General features: G+C 53.4%; 27 protein-coding genes. 14 read left to right on the top strand and 13 right to left on the bottom strand.

Going from position 1 to position 21,431, the window contains the following annotated elements; translation table 11 throughout:
* Window positions 1-220: 220 nt before the first annotated feature.
* Window positions 221-499 (bottom strand): PF20097 family protein, encoded by a 279-nt coding sequence (locus J2I47_RS27080; RefSeq protein ID WP_510186167.1) that lies wholly within the window; start codon window positions 497-499, stop codon window positions 221-223.
* Window positions 500-1,007: 508 nt separating this feature from the next.
* Here J2I47_RS27080 and J2I47_RS03565 point away from each other — a divergent pair.
* On the top strand, window positions 1,008-1,310 hold the full coding sequence (locus tag J2I47_RS03565; RefSeq protein ID WP_207363156.1) for a type II toxin-antitoxin system RelE/ParE family toxin: 303 nt from the start codon (window positions 1,008-1,010) through the stop codon (window positions 1,308-1,310).
* Window positions 1,310-1,654 carry a HigA family addiction module antitoxin gene (locus J2I47_RS03560; RefSeq protein ID WP_207363155.1) on the top strand — a complete coding sequence of 115 codons (345 nt, stop codon included), beginning with the start codon at window positions 1,310-1,312 and terminating at the stop codon, window positions 1,652-1,654. Before J2I47_RS03565 ends, J2I47_RS03560 begins: the two co-directional genes overlap by 1 nt.
* A 175-nt stretch (window positions 1,655-1,829) precedes the next feature.
* On the opposite strand, the gene J2I47_RS03555 is transcribed toward J2I47_RS03560, so the two are convergent.
* Window positions 1,830-2,330 carry an SRPBCC family protein gene (locus J2I47_RS03555; RefSeq protein WP_207363193.1) on the bottom strand — a complete coding sequence of 167 codons (501 nt, stop codon included), beginning with the start codon at window positions 2,328-2,330 and terminating at the stop codon, window positions 1,830-1,832.
* Window positions 2,320-2,646, bottom strand: coding sequence for an ArsR/SmtB family transcription factor (locus J2I47_RS03550; protein WP_207363154.1), 327 nt, complete (start codon window positions 2,644-2,646; stop codon window positions 2,320-2,322). Before J2I47_RS03550 ends, J2I47_RS03555 begins: the two co-directional genes overlap by 11 nt.
* A 249-nt stretch (window positions 2,647-2,895) precedes the next feature.
* On the opposite strand from J2I47_RS03550, the gene J2I47_RS03540 reads away from it, so the two are divergent.
* Window positions 2,896-3,708 (top strand): class I SAM-dependent methyltransferase, encoded by an 813-nt coding sequence (locus tag J2I47_RS03540; protein WP_207363153.1) that lies wholly within the window; start codon window positions 2,896-2,898, stop codon window positions 3,706-3,708.
* 68 nt (window positions 3,709-3,776) lie between these two features.
* Here J2I47_RS03540 and J2I47_RS03535 read toward each other — a convergent pair whose 3' ends face one another.
* Together J2I47_RS03535 and J2I47_RS03530 are read right to left on the bottom strand one after the other, a co-directional pair.
* Entirely contained in the window at window positions 3,777-3,980 is a 204-nt protein-coding gene (locus J2I47_RS03535) for a hypothetical protein (RefSeq protein WP_207363152.1), read from the bottom strand.
* A gap of 131 nt (window positions 3,981-4,111) precedes the next feature.
* Window positions 4,112-4,909: an alpha-L-fucosidase gene (locus J2I47_RS03530; protein WP_207363151.1), complete on the bottom strand. Its 798-nt coding sequence runs from the start codon at window positions 4,907-4,909 to the stop codon at window positions 4,112-4,114.
* A gap of 173 nt (window positions 4,910-5,082) precedes the next feature.
* Between J2I47_RS03530 and J2I47_RS03525 the strand changes: the two genes are divergently transcribed.
* The 4 genes from J2I47_RS03525 to J2I47_RS03510 all read left to right on the top strand — a co-directional run bounded on the left by J2I47_RS03525 (window position 5,083) and on the right by J2I47_RS03510 (window position 7,739).
* Window positions 5,083-6,321, top strand: coding sequence for a cysteine desulfurase (locus J2I47_RS03525; protein ID WP_207363150.1), 1,239 nt, complete (start codon window positions 5,083-5,085; stop codon window positions 6,319-6,321).
* Between the two features lie 153 nt (window positions 6,322-6,474).
* Window positions 6,475-6,894 carry a SufE family protein gene (locus J2I47_RS03520; protein WP_207363149.1) on the top strand — a complete coding sequence of 140 codons (420 nt, stop codon included), beginning with the start codon at window positions 6,475-6,477 and terminating at the stop codon, window positions 6,892-6,894.
* An 11-nt stretch (window positions 6,895-6,905) separates the two neighbouring features.
* A complete protein-coding gene (locus J2I47_RS03515) occupies window positions 6,906-7,217 on the top strand; it encodes an SUF system Fe-S cluster assembly protein (protein WP_207334154.1) in 312 nt (103 codons plus the stop codon).
* 96 nt (window positions 7,218-7,313) lie between these two features.
* Window positions 7,314-7,739, top strand: a complete 426-nt coding sequence (locus tag J2I47_RS03510) for a BrxA/BrxB family bacilliredoxin (RefSeq protein ID WP_207363148.1) — start codon at window positions 7,314-7,316, stop codon at window positions 7,737-7,739.
* A 105-nt stretch (window positions 7,740-7,844) separates the two neighbouring features.
* On the opposite strand, the gene J2I47_RS03505 is transcribed toward J2I47_RS03510, so the two are convergent.
* A complete protein-coding gene (locus J2I47_RS03505) occupies window positions 7,845-8,759 on the bottom strand; it encodes a TIM barrel protein (protein WP_207363147.1) in 915 nt (304 codons plus the stop codon).
* A 393-nt stretch (window positions 8,760-9,152) separates the two neighbouring features.
* On the bottom strand, window positions 9,153-10,145 hold the full coding sequence (locus J2I47_RS03500; protein ID WP_207363146.1) for a cation diffusion facilitator family transporter: 993 nt from the start codon (window positions 10,143-10,145) through the stop codon (window positions 9,153-9,155).
* A 51-nt stretch (window positions 10,146-10,196) separates the two neighbouring features.
* Here J2I47_RS03500 and J2I47_RS03495 point away from each other — a divergent pair, with 51 nt between their 5' ends.
* The 3 genes from J2I47_RS03495 to J2I47_RS03485 are packed head-to-tail and all read left to right on the top strand — an operon-like array spanning window position 10,197 to window position 12,069.
* Window positions 10,197-10,745, top strand: a complete 549-nt coding sequence (locus tag J2I47_RS03495) for an NUDIX domain-containing protein (protein WP_207363145.1) — start codon at window positions 10,197-10,199, stop codon at window positions 10,743-10,745.
* 33 nt (window positions 10,746-10,778) lie between these two features.
* The gene (locus J2I47_RS03490; protein ID WP_207363144.1) at window positions 10,779-11,420 is read left to right on the top strand and encodes a LysE family translocator; all 642 of its coding nucleotides are present in this window, start codon (window positions 10,779-10,781) and stop codon (window positions 11,418-11,420) included.
* Between the two features lie 13 nt (window positions 11,421-11,433).
* Window positions 11,434-12,069 carry a LysE family translocator gene (locus J2I47_RS03485; RefSeq protein WP_207363143.1) on the top strand — a complete coding sequence of 212 codons (636 nt, stop codon included), beginning with the start codon at window positions 11,434-11,436 and terminating at the stop codon, window positions 12,067-12,069.
* Between the two features lie 60 nt (window positions 12,070-12,129).
* On the opposite strand, the gene J2I47_RS03480 is transcribed toward J2I47_RS03485, so the two are convergent.
* Both J2I47_RS03480 and J2I47_RS03475 read right to left on the bottom strand, forming a co-directional pair.
* Window positions 12,130-12,285 carry a hypothetical protein gene (locus tag J2I47_RS03480; RefSeq protein ID WP_207363142.1) on the bottom strand — a complete coding sequence of 52 codons (156 nt, stop codon included), beginning with the start codon at window positions 12,283-12,285 and terminating at the stop codon, window positions 12,130-12,132.
* A gap of 10 nt (window positions 12,286-12,295) precedes the next feature.
* Window positions 12,296-12,526, bottom strand: coding sequence for an adhesin (locus J2I47_RS03475; RefSeq protein WP_207363141.1), 231 nt, complete (start codon window positions 12,524-12,526; stop codon window positions 12,296-12,298).
* 176 nt (window positions 12,527-12,702) lie between these two features.
* Here J2I47_RS03475 and J2I47_RS03470 point away from each other — a divergent pair, with 176 nt between their 5' ends.
* Complete coding sequence (locus J2I47_RS03470) at window positions 12,703-13,740, top strand: glycoside hydrolase family 130 protein (protein WP_207363140.1); 1,038 nt, start codon at window positions 12,703-12,705, stop codon at window positions 13,738-13,740.
* 264 nt (window positions 13,741-14,004) lie between these two features.
* Window positions 14,005-14,763: a DUF5602 domain-containing protein gene (locus tag J2I47_RS03465; protein WP_207363139.1), complete on the top strand. Its 759-nt coding sequence runs from the start codon at window positions 14,005-14,007 to the stop codon at window positions 14,761-14,763.
* A gap of 120 nt (window positions 14,764-14,883) precedes the next feature.
* Here the strand turns inward: J2I47_RS03465 and J2I47_RS03460 are convergent, their stop codons facing one another.
* Entirely contained in the window at window positions 14,884-15,918 is a 1,035-nt protein-coding gene (locus J2I47_RS03460) for a hypothetical protein (RefSeq protein ID WP_207363138.1), read from the bottom strand.
* 202 nt (window positions 15,919-16,120) lie between these two features.
* On the opposite strand from J2I47_RS03460, the gene J2I47_RS03455 reads away from it, so the two are divergent.
* Window positions 16,121-16,954 carry an OmpA family protein gene (locus J2I47_RS03455; protein WP_207363137.1) on the top strand — a complete coding sequence of 278 codons (834 nt, stop codon included), beginning with the start codon at window positions 16,121-16,123 and terminating at the stop codon, window positions 16,952-16,954.
* A gap of 173 nt (window positions 16,955-17,127) precedes the next feature.
* Here J2I47_RS03455 and J2I47_RS03450 read toward each other — a convergent pair whose 3' ends face one another.
* Together J2I47_RS03450 and nadE are read right to left on the bottom strand one after the other, a co-directional pair.
* Window positions 17,128-18,000 carry a DMT family transporter gene (locus J2I47_RS03450; RefSeq protein ID WP_207363136.1) on the bottom strand — a complete coding sequence of 291 codons (873 nt, stop codon included), beginning with the start codon at window positions 17,998-18,000 and terminating at the stop codon, window positions 17,128-17,130.
* Window positions 18,000-20,066: an NAD(+) synthase gene (gene nadE, locus J2I47_RS03445; RefSeq protein WP_207363135.1), complete on the bottom strand. Its 2,067-nt coding sequence runs from the start codon at window positions 20,064-20,066 to the stop codon at window positions 18,000-18,002. Before nadE ends, J2I47_RS03450 begins: the two co-directional genes overlap by 1 nt.
* 171 nt (window positions 20,067-20,237) lie before the next feature.
* Here nadE and J2I47_RS03440 point away from each other — a divergent pair, with 171 nt between their 5' ends.
* Window positions 20,238-20,567 (top strand): hypothetical protein, encoded by a 330-nt coding sequence (locus J2I47_RS03440; protein WP_207363134.1) that lies wholly within the window; start codon window positions 20,238-20,240, stop codon window positions 20,565-20,567.
* A 96-nt stretch (window positions 20,568-20,663) separates the two neighbouring features.
* On the opposite strand, the gene J2I47_RS03435 is transcribed toward J2I47_RS03440, so the two are convergent.
* Window positions 20,664-21,374, bottom strand: a complete 711-nt coding sequence (locus J2I47_RS03435; protein ID WP_229374231.1) for an HAD family hydrolase — start codon at window positions 21,372-21,374, stop codon at window positions 20,664-20,666.
* Window positions 21,375-21,431: the final 57 nt, after the last annotated feature.

Below are 21,431 nucleotides of genomic sequence, written 5' to 3'. Positions count from 1 at the left end.
TGGCGAGAAACTGGCTATGTAAGTATGTGTCAGATTAACTGGTTAAAAAGAGGCCCGCTACCAAATTAGTAGCGGGCCTCTTTTTAATTACGCATTTCATACAACGTTGGACGGCTTGATTTGTAGTAGTGTGCTTGATCAGGCTACCGGTCCGTGTCCAGATGTGCCGTGCTTATTTATAATACAGGTCGGCGGGTTCGCTTTGGGTGTGCAAGCCTAGTCATTTGACAGCAAATTCCGGGCGCGCATAGGATTCCAGAAAGCCGCACACCGAACACCGGAAGGTACCCACTGGAATACACTTGTCCTCTGGTACTTTCGTAACAGTCCAGAAAGCCTTATGCGGTGCTCCCTCAACCCAGTTGATGACACGACGCCCACCTCCATCTGCCCGGTCAAAGATGAATCCCTGCACCATAACGCCGTTGCACTTAGGACACCGAATCGCTTCCGTATTCTGACTCGAATCTCCGGAAAAGGAATTGGAAGAAGTTGTCATATGCTAAATATGTTATTCTACTGCCAATATCTGCATTAAGCCAAATTTACAATAGATTCCGGCACTTGCCTTATTAGCCAGGTCCAAACATGGGAGGCGAAAAAATTGCTTTGTCAGCCCTTGGATGAACTGACATATAATGTCCATTGACAAACCTGCATTGGGTAATTGTCGCAGGGTCTCCACCTACCGTTGCAGCGCAGGCTGCTTAACAGGGTCGACATAGGCCAGTACATCGTTGCTAGCTAAACCCAGGTCAAGGCCAAATTTGTACCGATAGATGGGGATATTAGGTACATACCATACCTCTTGAGTGGCCATCCAGCGAAGGCTCACATCAAAATTCAGCCCACCCGCGAGTACCTCAAAGGCATCATTGGCGAGAAACTGACCATGTAGTCGCCAACTAATTTATTGCTCCAGACAAAAGGGCTGTTACGAATTTGTAGTAGCCCTTTTGTCTGGAGCAATAATAAGCCTACGTAGTTTATTACTACATTTGAGTATTGTGGAGATCACGTTTGCCAACAACCAACTAAAAGACTGGGTAACAATGGAGTATGAAGGCCGCCAGCCTTTTGCAGAGCCTGTTCTGAAAGCATATCGTAAGACTATAGCTAAACTGGAGGCTGCTGCTTCGACGACTGCTTTGCGGCAAAATAAGTCGCTGGATTTTCACCCTTTAAAGCGCGACTTGGTCGGTAAATATGCTGTTAGGGTGAACATGCAGTATCGTGTGGTGTTTTCCATCGACAAACAGACGGGTGCGGCAGAGATTCTGCACATTGAACAATTAACTGACTACCATTGATGATACGTGATAATAACGGTAATGAGATTTTCTCTGGTGAACCAACGCATCCGGGTGAAATGTTGTCCGACGAACTAGAGGCGCGTGGCATGACGCAGAAGGAGTTAGCCAGGGCCATTGAGGTTAGTGCCACGTTTGTCAGTGAACTCGTGCGGGGCAAGAAAAGCGTATCACTACGCATCGCCTTGAAACTTGAAACTGCACTGGCCATAGACGCGGAATTTTGGGTCAATGCCCAACGGAATTACAATCGGGGTATAGCCTACCTGAAAGCAAAAAACGAGTTGAAACAACTGAATCTATCGCCTGCTAAACAAAAGTCTCTTCTACAGGCAGTTGCCTAAAAACATACTGGAAGAATCGGAGGACCACATCAAAATTCAGCCCATCCGCGAGTACCTCAAAGGCATCATTTGCGGGTGGGCTGGCCATGTAAGTATGTGTCAGATTAACTAGTTAAAAAGAAGACCGCTACTAATTTGGTAGCGGTCTTCTTTTTAACTACGTTTTCATTTTTTATTATCGTTGAGCTAAAATTGCCAGTAATTCTTCCAGATTTTTCATTGTCATAGTTGATCCTTCCTTGAAGCCCATCTCAAGCATTTTTTCTAAGCGGGCAAGTGATTCATTGTAGATAGTAATATCGACTTTTGTGGTTCCATTTTGCTGGCTGAAATTCAAATCCCATTCAGACCCCGGCAATTCAGGATTTTCATCTTTGTCGGCAAAAGCATTTAACATCTTAAAATTGCTTTTTGGGCTGATAGATGTAAACGTCTGAATGGACCATTTTTCCTGTCCTTCAGGGCTTACCATAGCATAGAATCGTTGCCCGCCAACTTCGAAATTCATGAATTTTGTTTTTGAAGCCCAAGGCTTAGGTGCCCACCATTGATCCAGGATTTCTGGCTTGGTGAATGCATCCCATACCAGCGAAAGTTCGGCAGCAAATTCTCTACTAAAGGATACCGTTTTTGTTGCTTTGTCAACGGTAAAATCAATCATCAAGTCATTTTTCATTCTTTTGTTGTCTAATTGTTGATAATACATCGTCAAGTTGATGAAATTGGATCTCCCAAATTTTCCTGAATTGATCTAACCAAATATCAACTTCTTTCATTCTGTCGATGGCAAGGGAATAATAAATTTCCCGGCCTTGCTGTTCCTGTTTTATTAGTTCGCATTCTGTAAGTATGCGAAGGTGTTTGGAGACCGCTTGTCGGGTCGTGTTGAAGTTGTCAGCAATGGCGTTTGGCGTCATTGCCTGCAAGGCAATCAGTGCAATAATTGCCCGCCTTGTAGGGTCAGCTATTGCCTGGAAGATGTCTCGTCTCATACTGTCTGGATTTGCATATGTGAAACCGAACGGTTGCAAATATATGCGCAACCATTCGGTTTCGCAAACTTTTTTAGTTTGATAGTTAGTAAGCGGTGATGTAACGTGTTCGCACGGCACTACCACGGGCAAGGTGAACGAGGAGCCCCTGTTCTACTACCTTTTACTAAGAACGCCACCGGACCCTAATGATAACTGGTGACCACGCTGCCTGATGGCTTATTTCGGTTTTCTAAAACCCGAACGATTATGAATCCGAACAAGGCATTATGGGAAAAAGGCGACTTCACCCAAATCGCCGAAACCATGCGGGAAAGCGGCACCGCGCTGGTGGCTACCCTGGGCATCAGCCCGGATATGACCGTGCTCGATCTGGGCTGCGGCGATGGTACCACGGCTATACCGGAAGCCAAACTGGGCGCTACGGTGCTGGGCGTCGACATTGCCCAAAACCTCGTTGCGGCAGGAAACAGGCGCACAGCAGCCGAAGGCCTGACCAACTGCCGTTTTCAGGAAGGTGATGCGGCTGACCTGCACGAATTGAACGACCATTCGTTCGACCTTGTCGTGAGCATCTTCGGGGCCATGTTTGCGCCAAGACCACTGGATGTAGCCAGGGAAATGGTACGCGTAACCAAACCCGGTGGCCGGATTGTGATGGGCAACTGGATACCCGGCGACCCTACGCTGGTGGCCCAGGTGCTGAAAGTCAGTTCAGCCTATACGCCTCCGCCACCAGAAGGGTTTGTCAGCCCGATGCTCTGGGGCGTGGAAGACCACGTCATCGACCGGTTTGGGCAGGCCGGGATAGCCAAAGACCACATCTCGTTTAGCCGGGATACGTTTACGTTCAACGCGCCTTATTCCCCTTCGGAGTTTGTCAACAAGTTCAAAAACTATTACGGCCCCACCATGAACGCCTTCGACGCCGCGAATGCAAACGGAAAATCCGCCGAATTAGCCCGTGAACTAGACAGTTTATTCAACAGTCAGAATAAAAGTACCACACCAGACACAACATCCATTTCAGCCACTTTTCTGCGGGTAACGGTACAATGTTGACATTGTATCAACGCACCCACATGTACTAACCACGCCACGAATGAACGTATCGGCAAAAGCGGCTAGAATCAATTTCTAATTCTTTTTTCTTCTTTAAGGGATTCGTTAAGTGTTTTTAACTGCTTTATAGTTTTTGCTCCTAAACGACCCTCCTGAAAAATACCAGCATTGAGCGTAACCGCACCACCAACTTTTGTAAAATCGGCAACGAATTTGATTAACTCTTTATCGGTGTAAACCGGCGGCTCCATTTCATTCTGAGCTTTCGGCATGACCGGGGTAAACGGAACCTTCTGCGAGGGATCCCAGGGAGTACCATGCTCCCAGCAGGCATCAATGGGTAGTAGTGCATGATAGAGGCATTGAGTGCCATCTACATAAGCCCCTTTAGGCATAAACAGGCTTATTCCATCTTTGCTTTCCTTCCGAGCCTAATTTTTCCATCGATCAATACTTCAACTTCACCGCTCAAATAATCCTGCGAAGCGACTATTGGTTTAGTACTATTGCTACAAAAACTTCCATCATTAAAGGTGATTACGGCATTTTTGTTTCCAGCCCGACTCGCTGCATACCAGTCTTCCCACTTCATGTATTTATTAGGAAAGGCATCCCAGGTATAACAGCCATCAAACCACCAACCGTCAAGATTAGGGCCGAACCTAATGGCCCATTCACGAATTGCTTTGAGGTATTTTTTTTGAAATTCTGCCTGATCAGTTCCCGATTGTGTATTCCAGCCAAAGCCCTGATGCATCGCTTTATTTGCTCTTACTTCACAGGGCAGATAGGCTATAAATTGTTTACCCCGCTTTTTCACAGCCTTGGCAATATCGAGTACTAAATCGCGGCGGGGGGTGTGACCGGATCCTGCCAGTGAATCGATCACTACATTGGGGCTTGCATAAAAACCGGTGTTCTGACCTATGGTGAAAATAAGCCAGTCAGCGCCGGTCTTATCGAAATCAGCCATAAAGCCATCTACATCAAACTTGGTAGTCGCCTTATTCAAGTCATTTACGTGCACACCTTTTTGCGGCGGTGGACCAGGTGCCAGCCAATGCACCATTAACCCATATTTTCCCTTCATCCAGTAGGCTCTTGGCTCATCGGGAGCTAACCTATTCCTGATTGGTAGTGCTGATGTCAGAAAAAAGCCCAGTAGCAGAAAGTAGCACGAAATAGATGCATTTATTTTCATTCGTCTTTTTCTTGTTTGTATGCCCGCATGAAGCCTTCGCTCCACAAAACGAAGTAAAGATGCTAAAAATGGGTTACGCCCAATCATTGAGTGTCACCTGCCAGGCGAGTTAACCGACGTGCATTCTTCGCCACGAAGCCAACTTTTTTGGCCCGTTTTACTGTTCTATTCGTATGCAGACTGCCACGTACCCAACCCTCGATCTGGCCCAAATTCGGGCTGATTTCCCGATTCTGGACCAGCTTGTCAACGGGCGGCCCCTGGTGTATTTCGACAATGCCGCCACCACGCAGAAGCCCCGCGCCGTACTCGACGCGCTGGCCCATTATTACGAACACGACAACGCCAACATACACCGGGGTATCCACGCCCTGGCCGAGCGGGCTACGTCGGCGTTTGAAGCGTCACGGAAGGCAGTACAATCCTTTTTGAATGCCCGCGAGGCCGAAGAAATCATTTTCACCTACGGCACCACCGACGCCATCAACCTGGTGGCTAAGACCTATGGCCGCACCTTTCTGGGTAAAGGCGACGAGATCCTGATCTCGACGATGGAGCACCATTCCAATATTGTACCCTGGCAGATGCTCTGCGAAGAGCGTGGCTGTGTGCTGAAAGTGATCCCGATTAATGACGAGGGCGAACTGCTGCTGGACGAGTACGAAAAGCTGCTGACCGAACGCACCAAAATCGTGTCTGTTGTGCATGTATCCAACGCGCTCGGTACCATCAACCCGGTCAAATACCTTATCGACAAAGCTCATGCCGTGGGCGCGGTGGTGCTCATCGACGGGGCGCAGGCTACAACCCATATCGAGATCGACGTGCAGGCGCTGGATTGTGATTTCTATGTCTTCTCGGCCCACAAGCTCTTCGGCCCCACCGGTATGGGTGTGCTCTATGGCAAGCGGGCGTTGCTCGAAACCATGCCACCCTGGCGCGGCGGCGGCGAGATGATCAAAGAGGTGACGTTCGAGAAAACAACGTACAACGATATCCCATACAAGTTCGAGGCCGGTACGCCCAACATCGCCGACGTAATTGCGGTGCGCAATGCGCTCGAATACGTCAACACGCTGGGGAAAGACACCATCGCTGCCCACGAACATGAGTTGCTCACCTATGCCACCGATGCGCTGCAAACCATTGACGGCCTGCGCATTATCGGTCAGGCGAAGGAGAAAGTAAGCGTGATCTCGTTTGTGCTGGATGGTATTCACCACGAAGACACGGGTGTAATTCTGGATCAGCAGGGTATTGCCGTACGGACGGGCCACCACTGTTGCCAGCCGCTGATGCGCCGCCTGGGTATTGCCGGAACCACGCGGGCTTCGTTTTCCGTTTACAACACAACCGACGAAATCGACCGCCTCGTTAAAGGTCTTCAGCGCGTAAAAACCATGATGGCGTAAGCAAATGAAGGAGCTACTTAGACGGATTACCGAAAACTTGCCCGATGGCATTCCAACCATCCGAGACGCTGGTTTTCCGGCTATGCAGGTCTACTTAGCCAAGGTAAGAGTGATGGCGGATCTTGCTAAGTGGCGAAAATAGAAATTAGCTAAATGACGATTAACGAGAAACAAGACGAAATCATTGAGGAGTTTGACCTCTTCGACGACCAGTTGGATAAAACGCAATACATCATCGACCTGGGTAAGAAATTGCCGCCGCTGCCCGACTATCTGCATGTCGATGCGAATCTGATTCCCGGTTGCCAGTCGAAGGTATGGTTGAATAGTGAACTAAAGGCCGACACCGTGCATTTTGAAGCTGATGCCGAGCCCACTGCGCAAATCAGCCGGGGGTTGGTCAGTTTGCTCATCCGGGTGCTGTCGGACCAGAAACCGGAGGATGTCGCTAATGCCGATCTGTACTTTATCGACCGCATTGGCCTTAGCAACCTGGTCACCTCGCGTCGCGCCGGGGGGATGGCCTCCATGATTCAGCGCATGAAATCATTTGCCAACGAGAATGCCTTATGACTGCTACCCTACTGAACGAAGCTGAATTGAAAGAGCAGGTCATTATGGCCCTCAAAAGTGTCTACGACCCCGAAATTCCGGTAGACGTGTATGAGCTTGGCCTGATCTATGACATCAAAATCTTTCCCGTCAACAACGTCTACGTGCTCATGACACTCACCTCACCCTCCTGCCCATCGGCAGGCGAAATTCCCGGCGAGATCGAGCAGAAGGTGCGCGATGTACCCGGCGTCAACGACGTCAGCGTCGAACTCACCTTCGATCCACCCTACACCTCCGACATGATGTCGGAAGTAGCCAAGTTAGAATTGGGCTTTATGTAGGGATTTACGAATGACGACTTACGATTTGTAGGTCATCAGCGTAACCCCGACTAATCCCTGAAATCGTAATTCGTAAATCATACATCGTAAATCAATATGTATCCTCCTCATTTAGTTGCCCCCATGCGGGAAGACCTCACCAGCGTAGGCTTCCAGGAATTGACCACCGCCGACGCCGTTGACGCGGCTATGGCCAATGCCGAAGGCACCGCCCTCGTGGTTGTAAACTCGGTATGTGGTTGCGCCGCCGGTGCTGCACGCCCTGGTGTGAAAGCTGCTTTGGCCCTTACCGACGTAAAGCCCGATCACCTCTACACCGTTTTCGCCGGTGCCGACCTCGACGCCACCGAGAAGATGCGCGAGTATCTGCTTCCCTACCCCCCATCGTCGCCTGCAATTGGCATTTTCAAAGACGGTGAGTTAGTCCACTTTATCGAGCGGCACCACATCGAAGGCCGGTCGGCGCAGATGATTGCCCAGCACCTGGAAATGGCCCTGGAAGAGTTCTGCGAGAAAGCGTAAAAACAGTTCAACGTTTAAGGTCTAAGGTATAAAGTTGCTTCGCATTCAAATACGTCGCGTGCGAAGCAACTTTATACCTTAGACCTTAAACGTTGAACTCATTTTTTACCCCACCCGCTCCAGCAGTTCCTTTGTTTTGCGGATGCCGGTGTATTCGTCTACTTTGTCGCCTTCGTATTCAATACCGATAATGCCTTTGAATTTGGCGTCCTTGGCAATCTTCATAATCTTGACATAGTCCGTTTCGACGCAGTTTCCCTGTTCGTCGAAATCATAGGTCTTGGCTGAGAGGCCCTTGGCGTAAGGAATAAGCTCCTGTACGCCCTTATAGCGGTCGTAGGACTCCTCGCAGGCAAACTGTCCGGGTACACGTTTGATGCAAAAATTGCCGAAATCGGGCAGGGTACCCACGTTCTTCATGCCCACCTGCTTGATTACCCCCGCCAGCCACTGACCGTTTGAGGTGATGCCGCCGTGGTTTTCCACGATCACGTTGATGCCCGCTGCCTTGCCAATTTCGCCCAGTTTGCTCAGGCCCTCCACCGCTGCTTTCGCTACGTCTTCCGGGCTACCATTGCCCTGTGCGTTGACCCGGATGGTCTTGCAGCCCAGCGTTTTGGCGCATTCAATCCACTTTTTGTGGTTCTCAATTGCCTGATTCCGGCGTGTGGCGTCCGTATCGGCCAGCGGCCCTTCGCCGTCTATCATGATGAGGTGGTTGCTCACCCCATTGTCGCGGCAGCGCATCAACAGTTCATCGAGGTAGGCTTTATCCTGGGCTTTGTCTTTGAAAAACTGGTTGACGTATTCGACAATGCTGATACCAAATTCTTTTTTGGCAATGCCCGGAAAATCAAGGTTCGTGAGCTTCTTGGCGAACAGAGCTTTGTGTAGCGACCATTCGGCCAGCGAGATGTCGAAAAATGGTTTGACCGGAGCAGCGTTGGCCCAGGCTGGCAAGGCGGTAGCAGCCATGAGGGCTGAGGTTGTTTTGAGAAACGAGCGTCGATCCAGGTTCATGATCGGGTGGGTGAAAAATGTGAGTACGCCGGCCAAAACTGGCCTTTCTTCTGAAAGATTCAGGGTTAATGAGCTTACTGACAGGGCATAAAAAAAGGCGGGTTGTAGCGCAACCCACCTTTCCAGTTCAGAATACAACCTGAGTATCAGCTTGGTGGCGGTGCGATTCGCCCCGTGCAGCAAATTGATACAGTCGAAAGGTACAATTTTTTCCGCGAATATGTCAAGAAAAAAATAGTGGTATTCCCTCCGAGGGCTATGCCCCCGGCAAGGATATACAACCCCTTCAGGGTTGAACATGGTATTTTAATGCTCAGCAGCCAGCGACTAATAACCCTGAAAGGGTTGCCTCTCCTTGCCGGGGGCATAGCCCTCGGAGGAAAGGTGTTCCCCTTACATCGGCACGAAGTGCTTCTGATTCAGGGGCAGGTTCTCGGCAGTCCAGATTACGTCGCGGACAAACTCGTGGGCGCGGACGGGGCAGTTAGCGACGTGGCAGTAGTGGCAGCACTCCTGTAGACAGGGGTCGGCGTGGACGAAAATTTCCACTTCGCTGGCAAAACCCGTTTGCAGGGTCTCTTCAAACCGGTGGACTTCTTCGTGGGTTTTGGCCAGGTCCCAGTAGTAAGGCAAGGTAAGGTGGCAGTCGATGTGGAGGTCGGCGCCGTATTTCTGTACCCGCAGGTTGTGCACGTCGATCCAGTTGGGCTGGCGGTCGGCGTTGAGCACCGTCACTACCCGGTCTATAGTCGGTGCGTCGGTTTCGTCGAGCAGCCGCCCCACCGACTGCCGTACCAGCGACCAGCCATTGTAGATGATGAACAGGGCCAGTACCAGGGCCAGCGCCCGGTCGAGCCAGAGCCAGCCCGTAAGCAGCACCAACCCCACGCCAACGACCACCACAATACTACTGACGCTGTCGATGAGCAGGTGATGCCCGTCGGCGGCCAGGGCTGCCGATTCCATCTTTTTGCCCTGTCGCACCAGCGCATAGCCCAGCAGCGCGTTGGCCGCCGTGGTAAACGCCACCAGCCCTACGCCCCAGCCGAGGTCATTGAGGGGATGCGGTTCCAGAAAACTCAGCACCGCTTCGTAGATAATCACCAGCCCCGCCGACAGGATCAGTGCGCCCTCAAAACCCGACGACAGGTATTCGACTTTGCCGTGCCCGTAGGGGTGATTCTGATCACGTGGGAGGCCTGCCAGGTAGAGACTGTAGAGCGCAAACGCACTGGCAATTACGTTCACGATAGACTCCAGCGCATCGGTCAAAATGGCGGTGGAGTTGGTGAGGGCAAACGCGGTGAATTTGAGTATCAGCAAAATGATACTGACCCCCAGTGAAAGGGCCATCCAGCGTGTTTTTGGTTGCTTTAATAGTGTCATTCTATTACTAAAGGTACGGCTTACAGGCCAAAACGTTTGTATTTTCGAGCCATGAACACAACAGAAAACCCCTGGCAAACGCTCGATTCGGCTGTTAAATACGAAAACAACTGGCTCGCTGTCAGGCACGAAAATGTGATTACGCCCACCGGCACGGCGGGTGTGTATGGGGTAGTAAGTTTTAAAAATAAAGCCGTTGGCGTTGTACCCATCGACCAGGATGGCCACACGTATCTGGTTGGGCAGTACCGGTATCCGTTAGACGAATATTCGTGGGAGATACCCGAAGGTGGCGCGCCCATCGGCACCGATCTGCTGGCCTCGGCCCAGCGCGAGTTGCAGGAAGAGACCGGCTTTGTTGCCGCCCGCTGGACTAAAATAGCCCGGATTCACACCTCCAACTCAGCCACCGACGAAGAGGGCTTTATTTACATCGCCGAAGACCTGACGCCCGGCCCCCACGCCCCCGAAGAAACCGAAGACCTGGCCCTGCTGAAAGTACCCCTGTCTGAGGCCGTGCAGATGGTCATGGATGGCCGCATCACCGACGCCATCAGCATGGCGGGGCTACTGCTGGTAGCCCGGTTGCGGGGAGTCTGAAACAATTAGTGGCAGTTGGCAGTAGCTATCCCTATGTTCTTACCCATTCTCATTGGCTTTCTGACGGGTGTTGCTCTTTGCCTCACGTTTGGCACCGTCTTCTTTTCACTTATTCAGAACAGCGTAGATAACGGCTATAAGGCGGGATTGACAATCACCCTCGGCGTGGTCCTGGGCGATGCCATCTATGTCACCTTTGCCCTGCTGGGTACGTCGATGATTCCCCATTCCAAAGAACTGGAGCCTATTCTGGCCCTGGTGGGTGTGATTTTTCTGGTGGTATTGGGGCTGTTTAACATTATCAAAGGCACGCCGCGCATTGCCTACCCCAAGACCAAATTTGGCAACTACGCCTACTATTTCACGACGGGCTTTCTGCTCAACGCGCTCAACCCCATCAATTTCGTCTCGTGGGTGACCATTGCCGCCTATATCCGGCATTCATTGAATTATGATGTGGTGCAGCAAACGGTATTCATGGGATTTGCCCTGGTGGGTGTGGCTACGGCGGAGTCGGCACTGGCCATTTATGCCCACAAGCTGAAGCGCTTTTTTACACCCCGGGTGGCCTTGATTTTCAACCGCGTCACAGGCATCGTTTTCATTGTGGTAGCTGCCCGTCTGGCCTGGGTTAAACTCTACGACCCCATAATGCATTTGGTGGACCGATGGTGAACGACCACAGCCCATGATCCTACCCCTTCTTTACGGCTTTCTGACGGGCATTGGCCAATGCCTCACGGTAGGTGCCATTTTCTTTTCCATTATTCAGAACAGCGTGGCAAACGGCTACCGGGCCGGACTTACCGTGGCACTGGGCGTGGTGGCAGGCGACGCTATTTTTGTAACGATTGCGCTGTTGGGAACCACAACAATTCCCTATTCGGGCGAATTGGGGCCTATAATGACCCTGGTGGGAGTGGTTTTCCTGGTCGTGATGGGGATAACTAATCTGACTAAGGGCACCCCTAGCGTTGCTTATCCAGCGGCAAGATTGGGCAACTATGCCTATTATTTCACTACGGGTTTCGTGCTCAATGCCTTCAATCCCTTCAATTTCCTGTCTTGGGTAACTATTGCGGGCTATATCCGCCATTCGCTGGCCTACGATACCACTCAACAAACCGTGTTTATGATCTTTTCCGTGCTGGGCGTGGCAGCTACAGAATCAGCACTGGCGGTGTACGCTTATAAGCTAAAGCCTTATTTCACACCCCGCGTAGCCCGCATCTTCAACCAACTAACGGGCGTTGTTTTCCTGGTTTTGGCCCTCCGCCTGGCCTGGGTTAAGTTGTATAACCCGCTGATGGCGCTTTTACAATAGGAAGTTTAATGTAAGTTGAGTTCAATGCGGTCCGCCGCGGCGGACCGCATTGAACTCAACTTACCCTTCCGCCGGGTCGTTTTCGCGTGAGCCGGTTTTCTCCTCGTTTATTTCCGGGTTATTACGCTCACCCTGAGCGCTGTCGGCCGACGATTGGGTTTCGCTATCGGGGGCGGTGCCATCATCCTGGCCGGGCTTTTCGGGTGCTGGTTGCATCGTGTTTTGGTTAAATGTCGTCATCGTCGTCTATATCGTCGCCCAGCAGGTCGTCATCCGGGTCAGTCTCCAGCACGTCGTCGCCGATGTCGTCGTCTTCAGAAATATCGTCTTCGGTTAAGTCGCCATAGCCGCTGGTGGCGCCCGACCCCTCATCGCCGAATTCGGCACCACCCCGGTCGGGGGTCATCATCAGTACATCGTCCTGATCGTCCTCTAATAGGTTGTGTGTGTAAGCCATGTTGCTGTATGGGATTATGTTCCGCCCAGATAACATCTGGGCGGGCGGTTGGTTAATGAATTGAGTTAACGGAACAAAAAAAAGCAGTAGCAGTGAGCAGTAGGCAGGCTTCGCGCTGGAACTGCTCCGCCTACGAAGTCCGCTGACTGCTACAGCCACTATCTCCCTTCCTCGCTATGAAAAACTACACCATGCGCCGCCACGGCGATAAACCTGTGCTGGTTACAGCCGATGTGACGCCTTCGGAACCCGGATTTGCCGTACTGGGTGCGTTTAACCCCGCCGCCTGCCGATTTAACGACGAAATCCTGCTGCTGCTCCGCGTGGCCGAAGCCCCCCTTCCCGACCCGGCTCAGCCCAACACCATTGCCGTACCCATTGTGCAGTTCGACCCCAAAACGGGCGAAACCGAGTTGATGGTCAAGCGCTTTTCTGAACCCGATGGCCCCTACGACCCACGCGTATTGACCATCGACGGGCAGGCTTACCTTACCTCGCTGAGTCACCTGCGCCTGGCGCGCAGCTACGATGGCGTCCAGTTCATTATCGACCCGCACCCGTTTCTGTTTCCCGCCCGCCCCGACGAGTCGTTTGGCATTGAAGACGCCCGGATTACAAAAATCGACGATACCTACTGGATCACCTACACGGCCGTGTCGGAAAATGGGCCGGGCGTAGGGCTGGCCAAAACCACCGATTTTGTGCATGTAGAGCGTGTGGGCCTGGTGTTGCCGCCGCCCAACAAAGACGCCTGCCTGTTTCCCCAGCGCATCAACGGCAAGCTGATGATGTTACACCGACCCATGGTATCAGACATCGGTAAGCCGTCGGTCTGGATCTGCGAATCAAACGATGGGGTGCACTGGGGCAATCACCGGTTCATCTTTGGCGCATCGGGTGAGGCGTGGGAGTTTCTGAAGATAGGCGCCGGTCCCGAACCCGTGTTGACCGATGACGGCTGGCTGCTGCTGTATCACGGGGCCAGCCAAAACCACGAGTACGCCCTTGCCCTGGCCCTCCTCGACCGCAACGACCCCAGCCAGTTGCTCGACCGGTCAGCCGCGCCGCTGCTCACGCCCGAACTGATCTGGGAACGCGAAGGCTTCTTCCCCAATGTGGTCTTCAGCAACGGCTGGGTACCGCGGCCCGAAGGGGGTTGGCTGGTCTACTACGGTGCCGCTGATTCGGGCGTGGGTCTGGCCATACTGGAGTAAGCACAAGTAACTATTGTATGGGTTAGTATCTCAACTACCGCTACCCACCGCTCGCTTTATTTACCCACCGCTCGCTCATTACCAGATTTGGCCGGACGCATCAATACGGTTTAAGCAACTTGCTTGTAGTCAACGTATTACATCTTAATCAACGCATATTAAGAGCGTTGGTTGTGCCGCGCTGACGTTTTCATTTCGACATGGTATTTACGTGTTTTGGCCTGTGGTTCATAGCCACCTGCTACCATTATACACGTAAACATCATGAAAACGTTACTGCTTTCTATTCTGGCGGCCAGCCTGCTCTTTGGTTGTGCGTCAACAGACACCGGCAGCGGCGCGCAGCCCAGTCGAATTTTTGGTCCGTCAGTTCCGATGGGCAACGGAACTGCCAAGTCATGGATCTCACTCGACGCGCAGGGTAACCCCTCGTCGCTGGGGTTCACGCTCTCTAAAACGGCTTTCGACAACCTGCCCGCCACCCTGCCCGGCACCGACTACATGTTGGCGCTGCCCAACGAAGCCACGGCCAAAACGCCCTACCAGCACATCATGGTCAACTGGAACCCCCAGGGGCACGAGCCGGATAAAATCTACACGGTGCCTCACTTCGATTTTCACTTCTACATTCAACCCATGGCCGAAGTAATGGCGATCCCACCTTATCCGCAGGCTGCTGCCAAGTTTGACAATGTGCCCGCGGCAAAATTCCTTCATGCCGATTTTGCCAAAGGCCCCGGCGGCGTGCCTGGCATGGGTGCTCACTGGTCTGATGTGACCAGTCCTGAATTCAAAGGGCAGCCATTTACGGAGACATTTATCTACGGATCTTATGATGGAAAAGTGACGTTCTGGGAGCAGATGGTTGCCTTAAGCTACCTGAAAACATCGCCCACTCTGGACAAAGCCATCAAGCTACCAGCCAGTTACGAAAAGCCAGGCTATTACCCCACCCGCTACAGCATCAAAACCAACACTGACGGCAGCCAGGACATCGCCCTCGACGGATTCACGTTGCGCTGAATCAGCGGTATCCTTAGTGAGCTTAGCTTGAATCTATGGTTTCGGTCACAGTGACCCCGAAACGAGAAAACCCCGCCGTGTAAAGCACAGCGGGGTTTTTCTATATAACCAAAGGAGCATCTACGCCTGGGCGGCGGCCAGCATCGGCTCAATGACGGTGTTGAGGCGTTCGCGCACAAAGCTCTCCTGTAAGTAGGTAGGTAACTTGGCAATCAACTGACGGTACGCTTCGATGCCCAGCGCCTTGGCCACGTAGGCCTCATGCACCGAGTTGACATGCGAAACGATATTGACCAGGCTCTGGTGGAACAACCGCACGTCTACCTCCGAGTCGACAAACCGCTCGATCTCGCGGTTGGTCGATGAGATGCGCAGGCGGCTGAGCATATCGAAATAGGTGGTGTAGCCAATCTGCTTGGCCAGTTGCTTATACTGCTCGGGGCCAAACTTCTGCAAAATCTCGCCCGTGCGCGCCGACCGGAGCGCCGTTTTGGGGTTCTTCTGCACGGCATTGCGCAGGGCCTTGATGCGCTGATCACGCGTGGTTTTCAGAAACTGCGCTACCTCAATCTGCGCCGACGTGTGGCGCGAAGGCAGCATCAGGTCACGGCCCGAATCGGCAATGCGCTTAGCCATGGGCAGGCGCTGAATGCGGTAGCTGTTGATGGGGCCAAGGGCATAGTAACCCACCGAAGCGGGGTAATGACCGCGCACCACCATGTTGCCAATCCGCTTCCGGATTAACTCTTCGTTGCTCACGTTGATACCCTGCACCGCCAGAAACGCGCGGGCACTAAACAGGCAGCTGTAATAGGCCTGTGGGAAGGTCCAGTGCAGTGAACTTTGCAGGTACTGCTCATCATTGACCACGGGCGTAATGCGCAAGGCGTACTCGGCACTCCAGCTATTGAGGAGCAACTTTTCCAGCGCCTTATTGTCGGCCGCACCGAGGCCACCAAACTGACGGAAGATGGGAAACTTAGCCAGATCGAACAGGTCGTTCTGATGCTGGATATGGTAATCCATCGCAAAAAAGTGATTCAAAAACACCTGCGCAGGGATCGACTTCCGCCAGGTTTCGTCTGCCTGCTGTACGGGCTGAACGGGAGCCTGCATGGGCATGGTAGTCATCGACACGTTGGTTATTTCTCTCATACTCTACTAACAAAAGAGGCTTTCTGAGCGTTCATTTTCGCACCTACCAAACCCATGTATAACCTGCTGTATTTCAATACGTTGTAAACTATTTTTTGGGCTTGTGGAACCCGGTTTTTGCGCCCTGTTGCAGTGGTCCTAAAACTGGGATATCAAGGGGTTCGGTGTACTTTTGCGGTTCGCTTTATCGTTGCCTTTCTGTATGAATAGAATCAGTTGGTGTTTGCTTGTGGGCCTGTTTTTATGCGTAACCCAGCTCAGTGTTGGACAAACCAAACCGACCAAAGCGTCGCTTGAAGGGTTGGTGCTCGATGCGGCTACCCGCCAGCCCATTGTGGGGGCTACGGTGATGGCTACTACCGAAAGCGGCGGCAAGCCACAGTCGAAATTCGCCGCGCAGGACGGCAGTTTTAAGCTGGAACTGAACCCCCGCGAATCGTATAAAGTGACGGCACAAGCCAAGGGCTACATTCCAAGCGAAGAGCGGTTTGCCTACACCGAAGGGCGGGCGGTGAGTGTGCTGGGTAAGATCATTTTACTCACCAGAGCCATTATCCCGAATCAGACGGGCGTGGCATCGGGACCAATGAAAACAGCGGAAGGCAGTTATGCGTCACCGCCTAAAATCGGAGCCGCCAGCAAAGCTCCTGCGCCAGTGGTCACGCCACCCAAACCGCCGCTCACCATCACCGACCAACCCGTTGAGCTACGGGCCATTCAGTTTAACCAAAGCACCGCCGAGATGCTGCCCGAAGCCAAATCGGACCTTGACCGGGTGCTGGTATTTATGTCGCAGAACCCCGGTATCGTGGTCGAATTGGCGGGGCACACCGACAACCAGGGCGATTTCGACCAGAATGTGGTCCTGTCGCGCCAACGGGCCGAAACCGTAAAAGCCTATTTGGTCAGTAAGGGCATTGCCGCCAATCGCATCCAGACGCGCGGTTATGGCGGCACCCGCCCCGTAGCGACCAACAACGACGAAAAACGCCGCCAGCTTAACCGCCGGGTGGAAATGACGATTTTGAAGCAATAAGGAGTTTAAGGTTCAAGGTCTAAGGTTTAAAGTTGCTTCGCCAGCTGGCGTATACCCGGACGCGGGACCGCCCCCGCCCTGAAGGGTGCCTTACTGGCGCATGTGTAAAAAGCGGTCCCGCGTCCGGGTATACGCCAACTGGCGAAGCAACTTTAAACCTTAGACCTTGAACCTTAAACTCCCCTCCTGGCTAAACCCAGCCCGCCAATAACCAGCGCGGTGCCGACTACGGTAAGCCAGGTGATGGGTTCGCCCAGGAGGGCAGCCGAATAGGCAAAGCCGAAGATAGGGCACAAAAACAGCCACAGCGACGCCCGGACGGCATCGGCCCGCACCAGCCGGAACCACAGTTGCAACGCCACCACCGACACCGGGATGATGAGCCAGCCTACCGATGTCCAGAAACGCAGGTCGTAGTGTTGGGTGGCAAAATCGGTAGTGAGCAGGGTGAATGGGAGCAGCAACAAGCCACCAAGAAACACCTGCCACCCGTTGATCACCAGCGGGGGCAGTCGCCAGTCGTAGCGGGCGTAGTAGACCGTAGCGGCTGATACCGAGATCATGCTGCCCAGCAAAATCAGCAGCCCCTGCACCGTGGCGTGGGCATCGGCAAGGAGCGGAATAGTGGCTACAACTACGCCCAGCAGCCCCAGTGCCAGACCTGCCCCCTCCTGCCAGCGCAGTTTTCGCCGCAGCCAGACGGCCGACATCAGCGTGATAAACAGCGGGTTTGTAGCCGTAGACAAACTCCCGATCCCCGCCGACACCTGCTTGAGCGCCAGCACAAACCCACCCAGATAGATGGTCGTGTTCAGCAGGGCGAAGATGGTTAGGCGACCGAATTCAGTCCGGTTGGGCACCGGGCTCTCTTTTTGCACCAGGTACGCATAGCCCAGCATCCCCACGCCCGCAATCATAAACCGCACCTGCGCCAACACCAGCGGCGACACCGACAGTACCCCAAACTTCGTAGCCGCCGATGCCGACGCCCACAGCATGGCAAAGACAATACCGGCAAGAAGTTGGTTGGTTCGGGAGGTAGTCATCAAAACCCGATCTTACCTTTCCGGTTGCCGTTTTTGCCGCTTTGTTCACCCGCCCAGTCGCGCATTTGGGCGAGTTCTTTTTCGAAGCCGCCAGAGAGGATCGGGAAGCGCATCCAGGTGCGGGGGTCCAGGCTATGGTCGTCGAGGTGGAAACTGGGGGCATAACGTTCACGCTTCCACTGGTTACGGCTCCAGAGCTTGAAAAACCGTTCGACCCAGATCAGCAACTTGTCGCGGTCATAGGTCGGTCCACCGTCGCGACCAGCGAAGCGAACTTCCATCAACTTCAGCACGTCGAGCGGGGATTGCTTGTCGCGGATGGCGGCGTTTTCAATCTCGTTCAGCACGTCGTAGGGCATCAGGTCGTCCTCGTCGGTTTGGTTGCGTTCCAGAGGACGCAGTTCGGCGGTGGGTTGCAGCGTATTGACCCGGTGCAGACCCGTGAGTTTGATTCGGTCATCAGAACTGGGCGTGTTGACGACATTAAGGCCCTCGTTTTCGAGCCAGCGAAGCCACTGCCGCAGGAAATGCTTGTCGATGCCGGTAATGGGCGAAATGCTGCCCGCGGTGTCGCCATCCATCGTGGCGTAGCCCACGGCTGCCTCCGACCGGTTGGATGTACTCAGCAGCAGGGCATTTTTCAGGTTCGCCAGCATCCAGATGCCCGGTGCCCGCACCCGCGCCTGAATGTTTTGCAGGGCCAGATCGTCGGTATCCCACGACAGTTCGCGACCCAGTTGCGCCTCGATCAGGCCCCGGTAGGTACCCACCAGCCCGTCGATGTTGATGTTCATAAACGTGGCCCCGATGCTCTCGGCGAGTTCTTTGGCTGAATTGAACGTGTCGTCCGACGAGTTTTGGGTGCCCTGGTACATAGTTGTCAGCAGCTTACCCACCATCGCCTCGGCACTGTCACAATCCTGAACGGCGGGCAGGTAATAAAGCTTTTTCTTCACACCCGCCAGACCAATATTTTCTACGGCCATCCGCACCATGAGGTAAACCGTGGCCGCAATGGCCGACGAATCGGCCCCGCCCGACAGGCTTAGCACATACCCCTGCGAACGGCTTTTGCGGAGATAATCGAACAGGCCGAGGGCCACGGCGCGGGCAAATTCTTCTTCCTTGATGCTGCCAAACCGCTCCCAGGGTTCCAGTTCAGCTTTGTGAATGACGGGCACAGTCTCCGGCCAGTCGAAGCGGTCCGTCACGCGGAGGTTGGGCAGGGCAAAGGCCAGGTTGACCCGGTTTTGGGTCTGGTTCAGGCGGGTCATGTCTACATCCACGGTGGCCGACACGATGTGCATGTCTTCGTAGCTCAGGCGTGGACCCGACACCAGCAGTTCGCCGTTGGAGGCTACCATTGCATCACCGTCGTAGATGGCGCGGCCGGCCTCATTGCCCAGCATATTGGTATACACGTAGCTGATGCCAAACGCCCGCGACGCGTCGATGACAAATCGTTCGCGCACCACCGACTTGCCGAACGCAAAATGGCTGGCCGTGGGGTTCAGGATGATGTCGATCCCCCGCTCATACAACGCCCGCCCCGGACGACCGGCCACCCAGGCATCTTCGCAAATTTCGAACCCGATGCGGACACCGCTCAAATCGAACACCAGGTCGCCAATGGGGTAGCTGAACTCACCAATCTTAATCTCGTCGCGCACGCCCAAATTCCAGGGCTGAAACCAGCGCGTTTCGTAGTGGATGCCGTTGTTGGCCAGGTACTGTTTCACCGGAAAACCAATGATGCGCTTATTGGCCATCAGGCAGGCCACGTCGTAGGTGCGGTTGTTGTAGCGCAGGGGCAGGCCCACCGCCACCACAATGCCAGCAGTGTGGTCTACGATCTCCAGCAGCGACGCAATAGACTGATCGATAGTGTTTTGCGCGAAAAACATGTCTTCGCAGTTGTAGCCCGATATGCAGAGTTCGGGCAAACACAGCAGGCTAACGCCCTGTTCACGAGCCGCATCAATGGCCGCAATGATATTTTGCCGATTGTGATCCCAGGCCAGGGGAGTCTGGTTGAGCACACCAGCAGCTACTTTAAGGAGTTTCAAGGTCGAATGAGCAAGTTTGATACCTGACTAACAAAGATGGAGCAGGAAAGGGTTTGCCACCGAATGGCTTCTTCATTCCCGTTCCCAGTCAATCCGTTCACAAAAAAATAATAAACAAAACAGACATACAGTCTATTTGTCCTGTAGTCTTTAACTACAAAAAACGTAATCATGACTTCGCAATCACCAAACGCATCGGCCCTGGCCGAGCAGACTGTACAGGCCCTCAGCGGCAATCCAGCCAGCGTATCACCCACCGACGGCGCATCGCTCATCGACAGTTGGATTAGCAGCCTGGGCAGCAACCCATTAGCCAATGATTTGTCATCGTTGAAAAGTGCCCTCCAAAGCAGCAACCCGGACGGACAGGAAATCTCATCGCTGCTTATGAGCCTCTCGCAGCAGACAGCGGCGGCAGCTTCACAGGCGGGCGGCAGCGCTCAGGGCTCACTGCAGCAACTGGCTTCAGCACTCGAAAGCTTCGGCAACCAGATTAAGTAGTCTACCGTAAGCCTCTCGGCCTACTAAGCCCTGCCTAACCAGCGGGGCTTTTTTTGTGACTGGATGGGTCCGCAACGGCAGGCCCATCAAATCCATCTAAAGCCTCAACAAGGCCGGCAGGTCACGGACCACCAGTCCCGCGTGGGTCGATTCGGCGTTGCCCGTGATCAGGATGGCCGATAGGCCAACGGCTTCGGCACCTTGTACATCGCGCTCCAGGCTGTCGCCCACAAACAGGGTGCGGTACGGGTCGGCCTTTAGTTCGTTCAGGGCTATTTCAAAGAGTTGGGGCGCGGGTTTTATGATGCTATGGTCCGACGAAAACACCAGCGTGTCGAAAAGATGCAGAATACCCTGCTCCCGAAACGCCGTTACGAAAGGCGTTTTTTCTGACCACAGATTGCTCACCAAACCCAGCCGATGGGTAGTAGCCAAGGTGCGCAGTGCCCGGCAATGACCATCGGGAATGCCCCCCATTTCGTGGTAGGCAAACACATCATGGAGACAATCCAGATCAGCCTGTGGCAGGTCGAGGTCGGTGAGGCTTTCGGTGAGATAGGCCGTGGCCGGGCGGAAATTTTCGTAGTAAGCCGGATCGCCGTAATGGGCGTTCATGGTGTCGTAGGTATGCTCAATTACCCGTTGGGCGTCCTCATCGGAATGATAGGTACCACCCAGTTGCCGGTACGTCTGGGCGTAGTCTTCGCGGTCCGAAAATCGGTTTCCCCCAAACATCAGGGTATCCATTAAATCCAGCAAAATCAGGTCATACTGATCAACAAAGCGGGTAGCAGCGGTCATATGCATCAAACGGGAACAGGGGGTGAATGTTACCGGGTTTCTGGCGGTGCAGGCGATACTTTC

Source organism: Fibrella rubiginis (assembly GCF_017353185.1).
Taxonomy (GTDB): domain Bacteria; phylum Bacteroidota; class Bacteroidia; order Cytophagales; family Spirosomataceae; genus Fibrella; species Fibrella rubiginis.
Note: the sequence above shows the minus strand (reverse complement) of the source record. Positions and strands in the feature narration are given on the sequence as shown.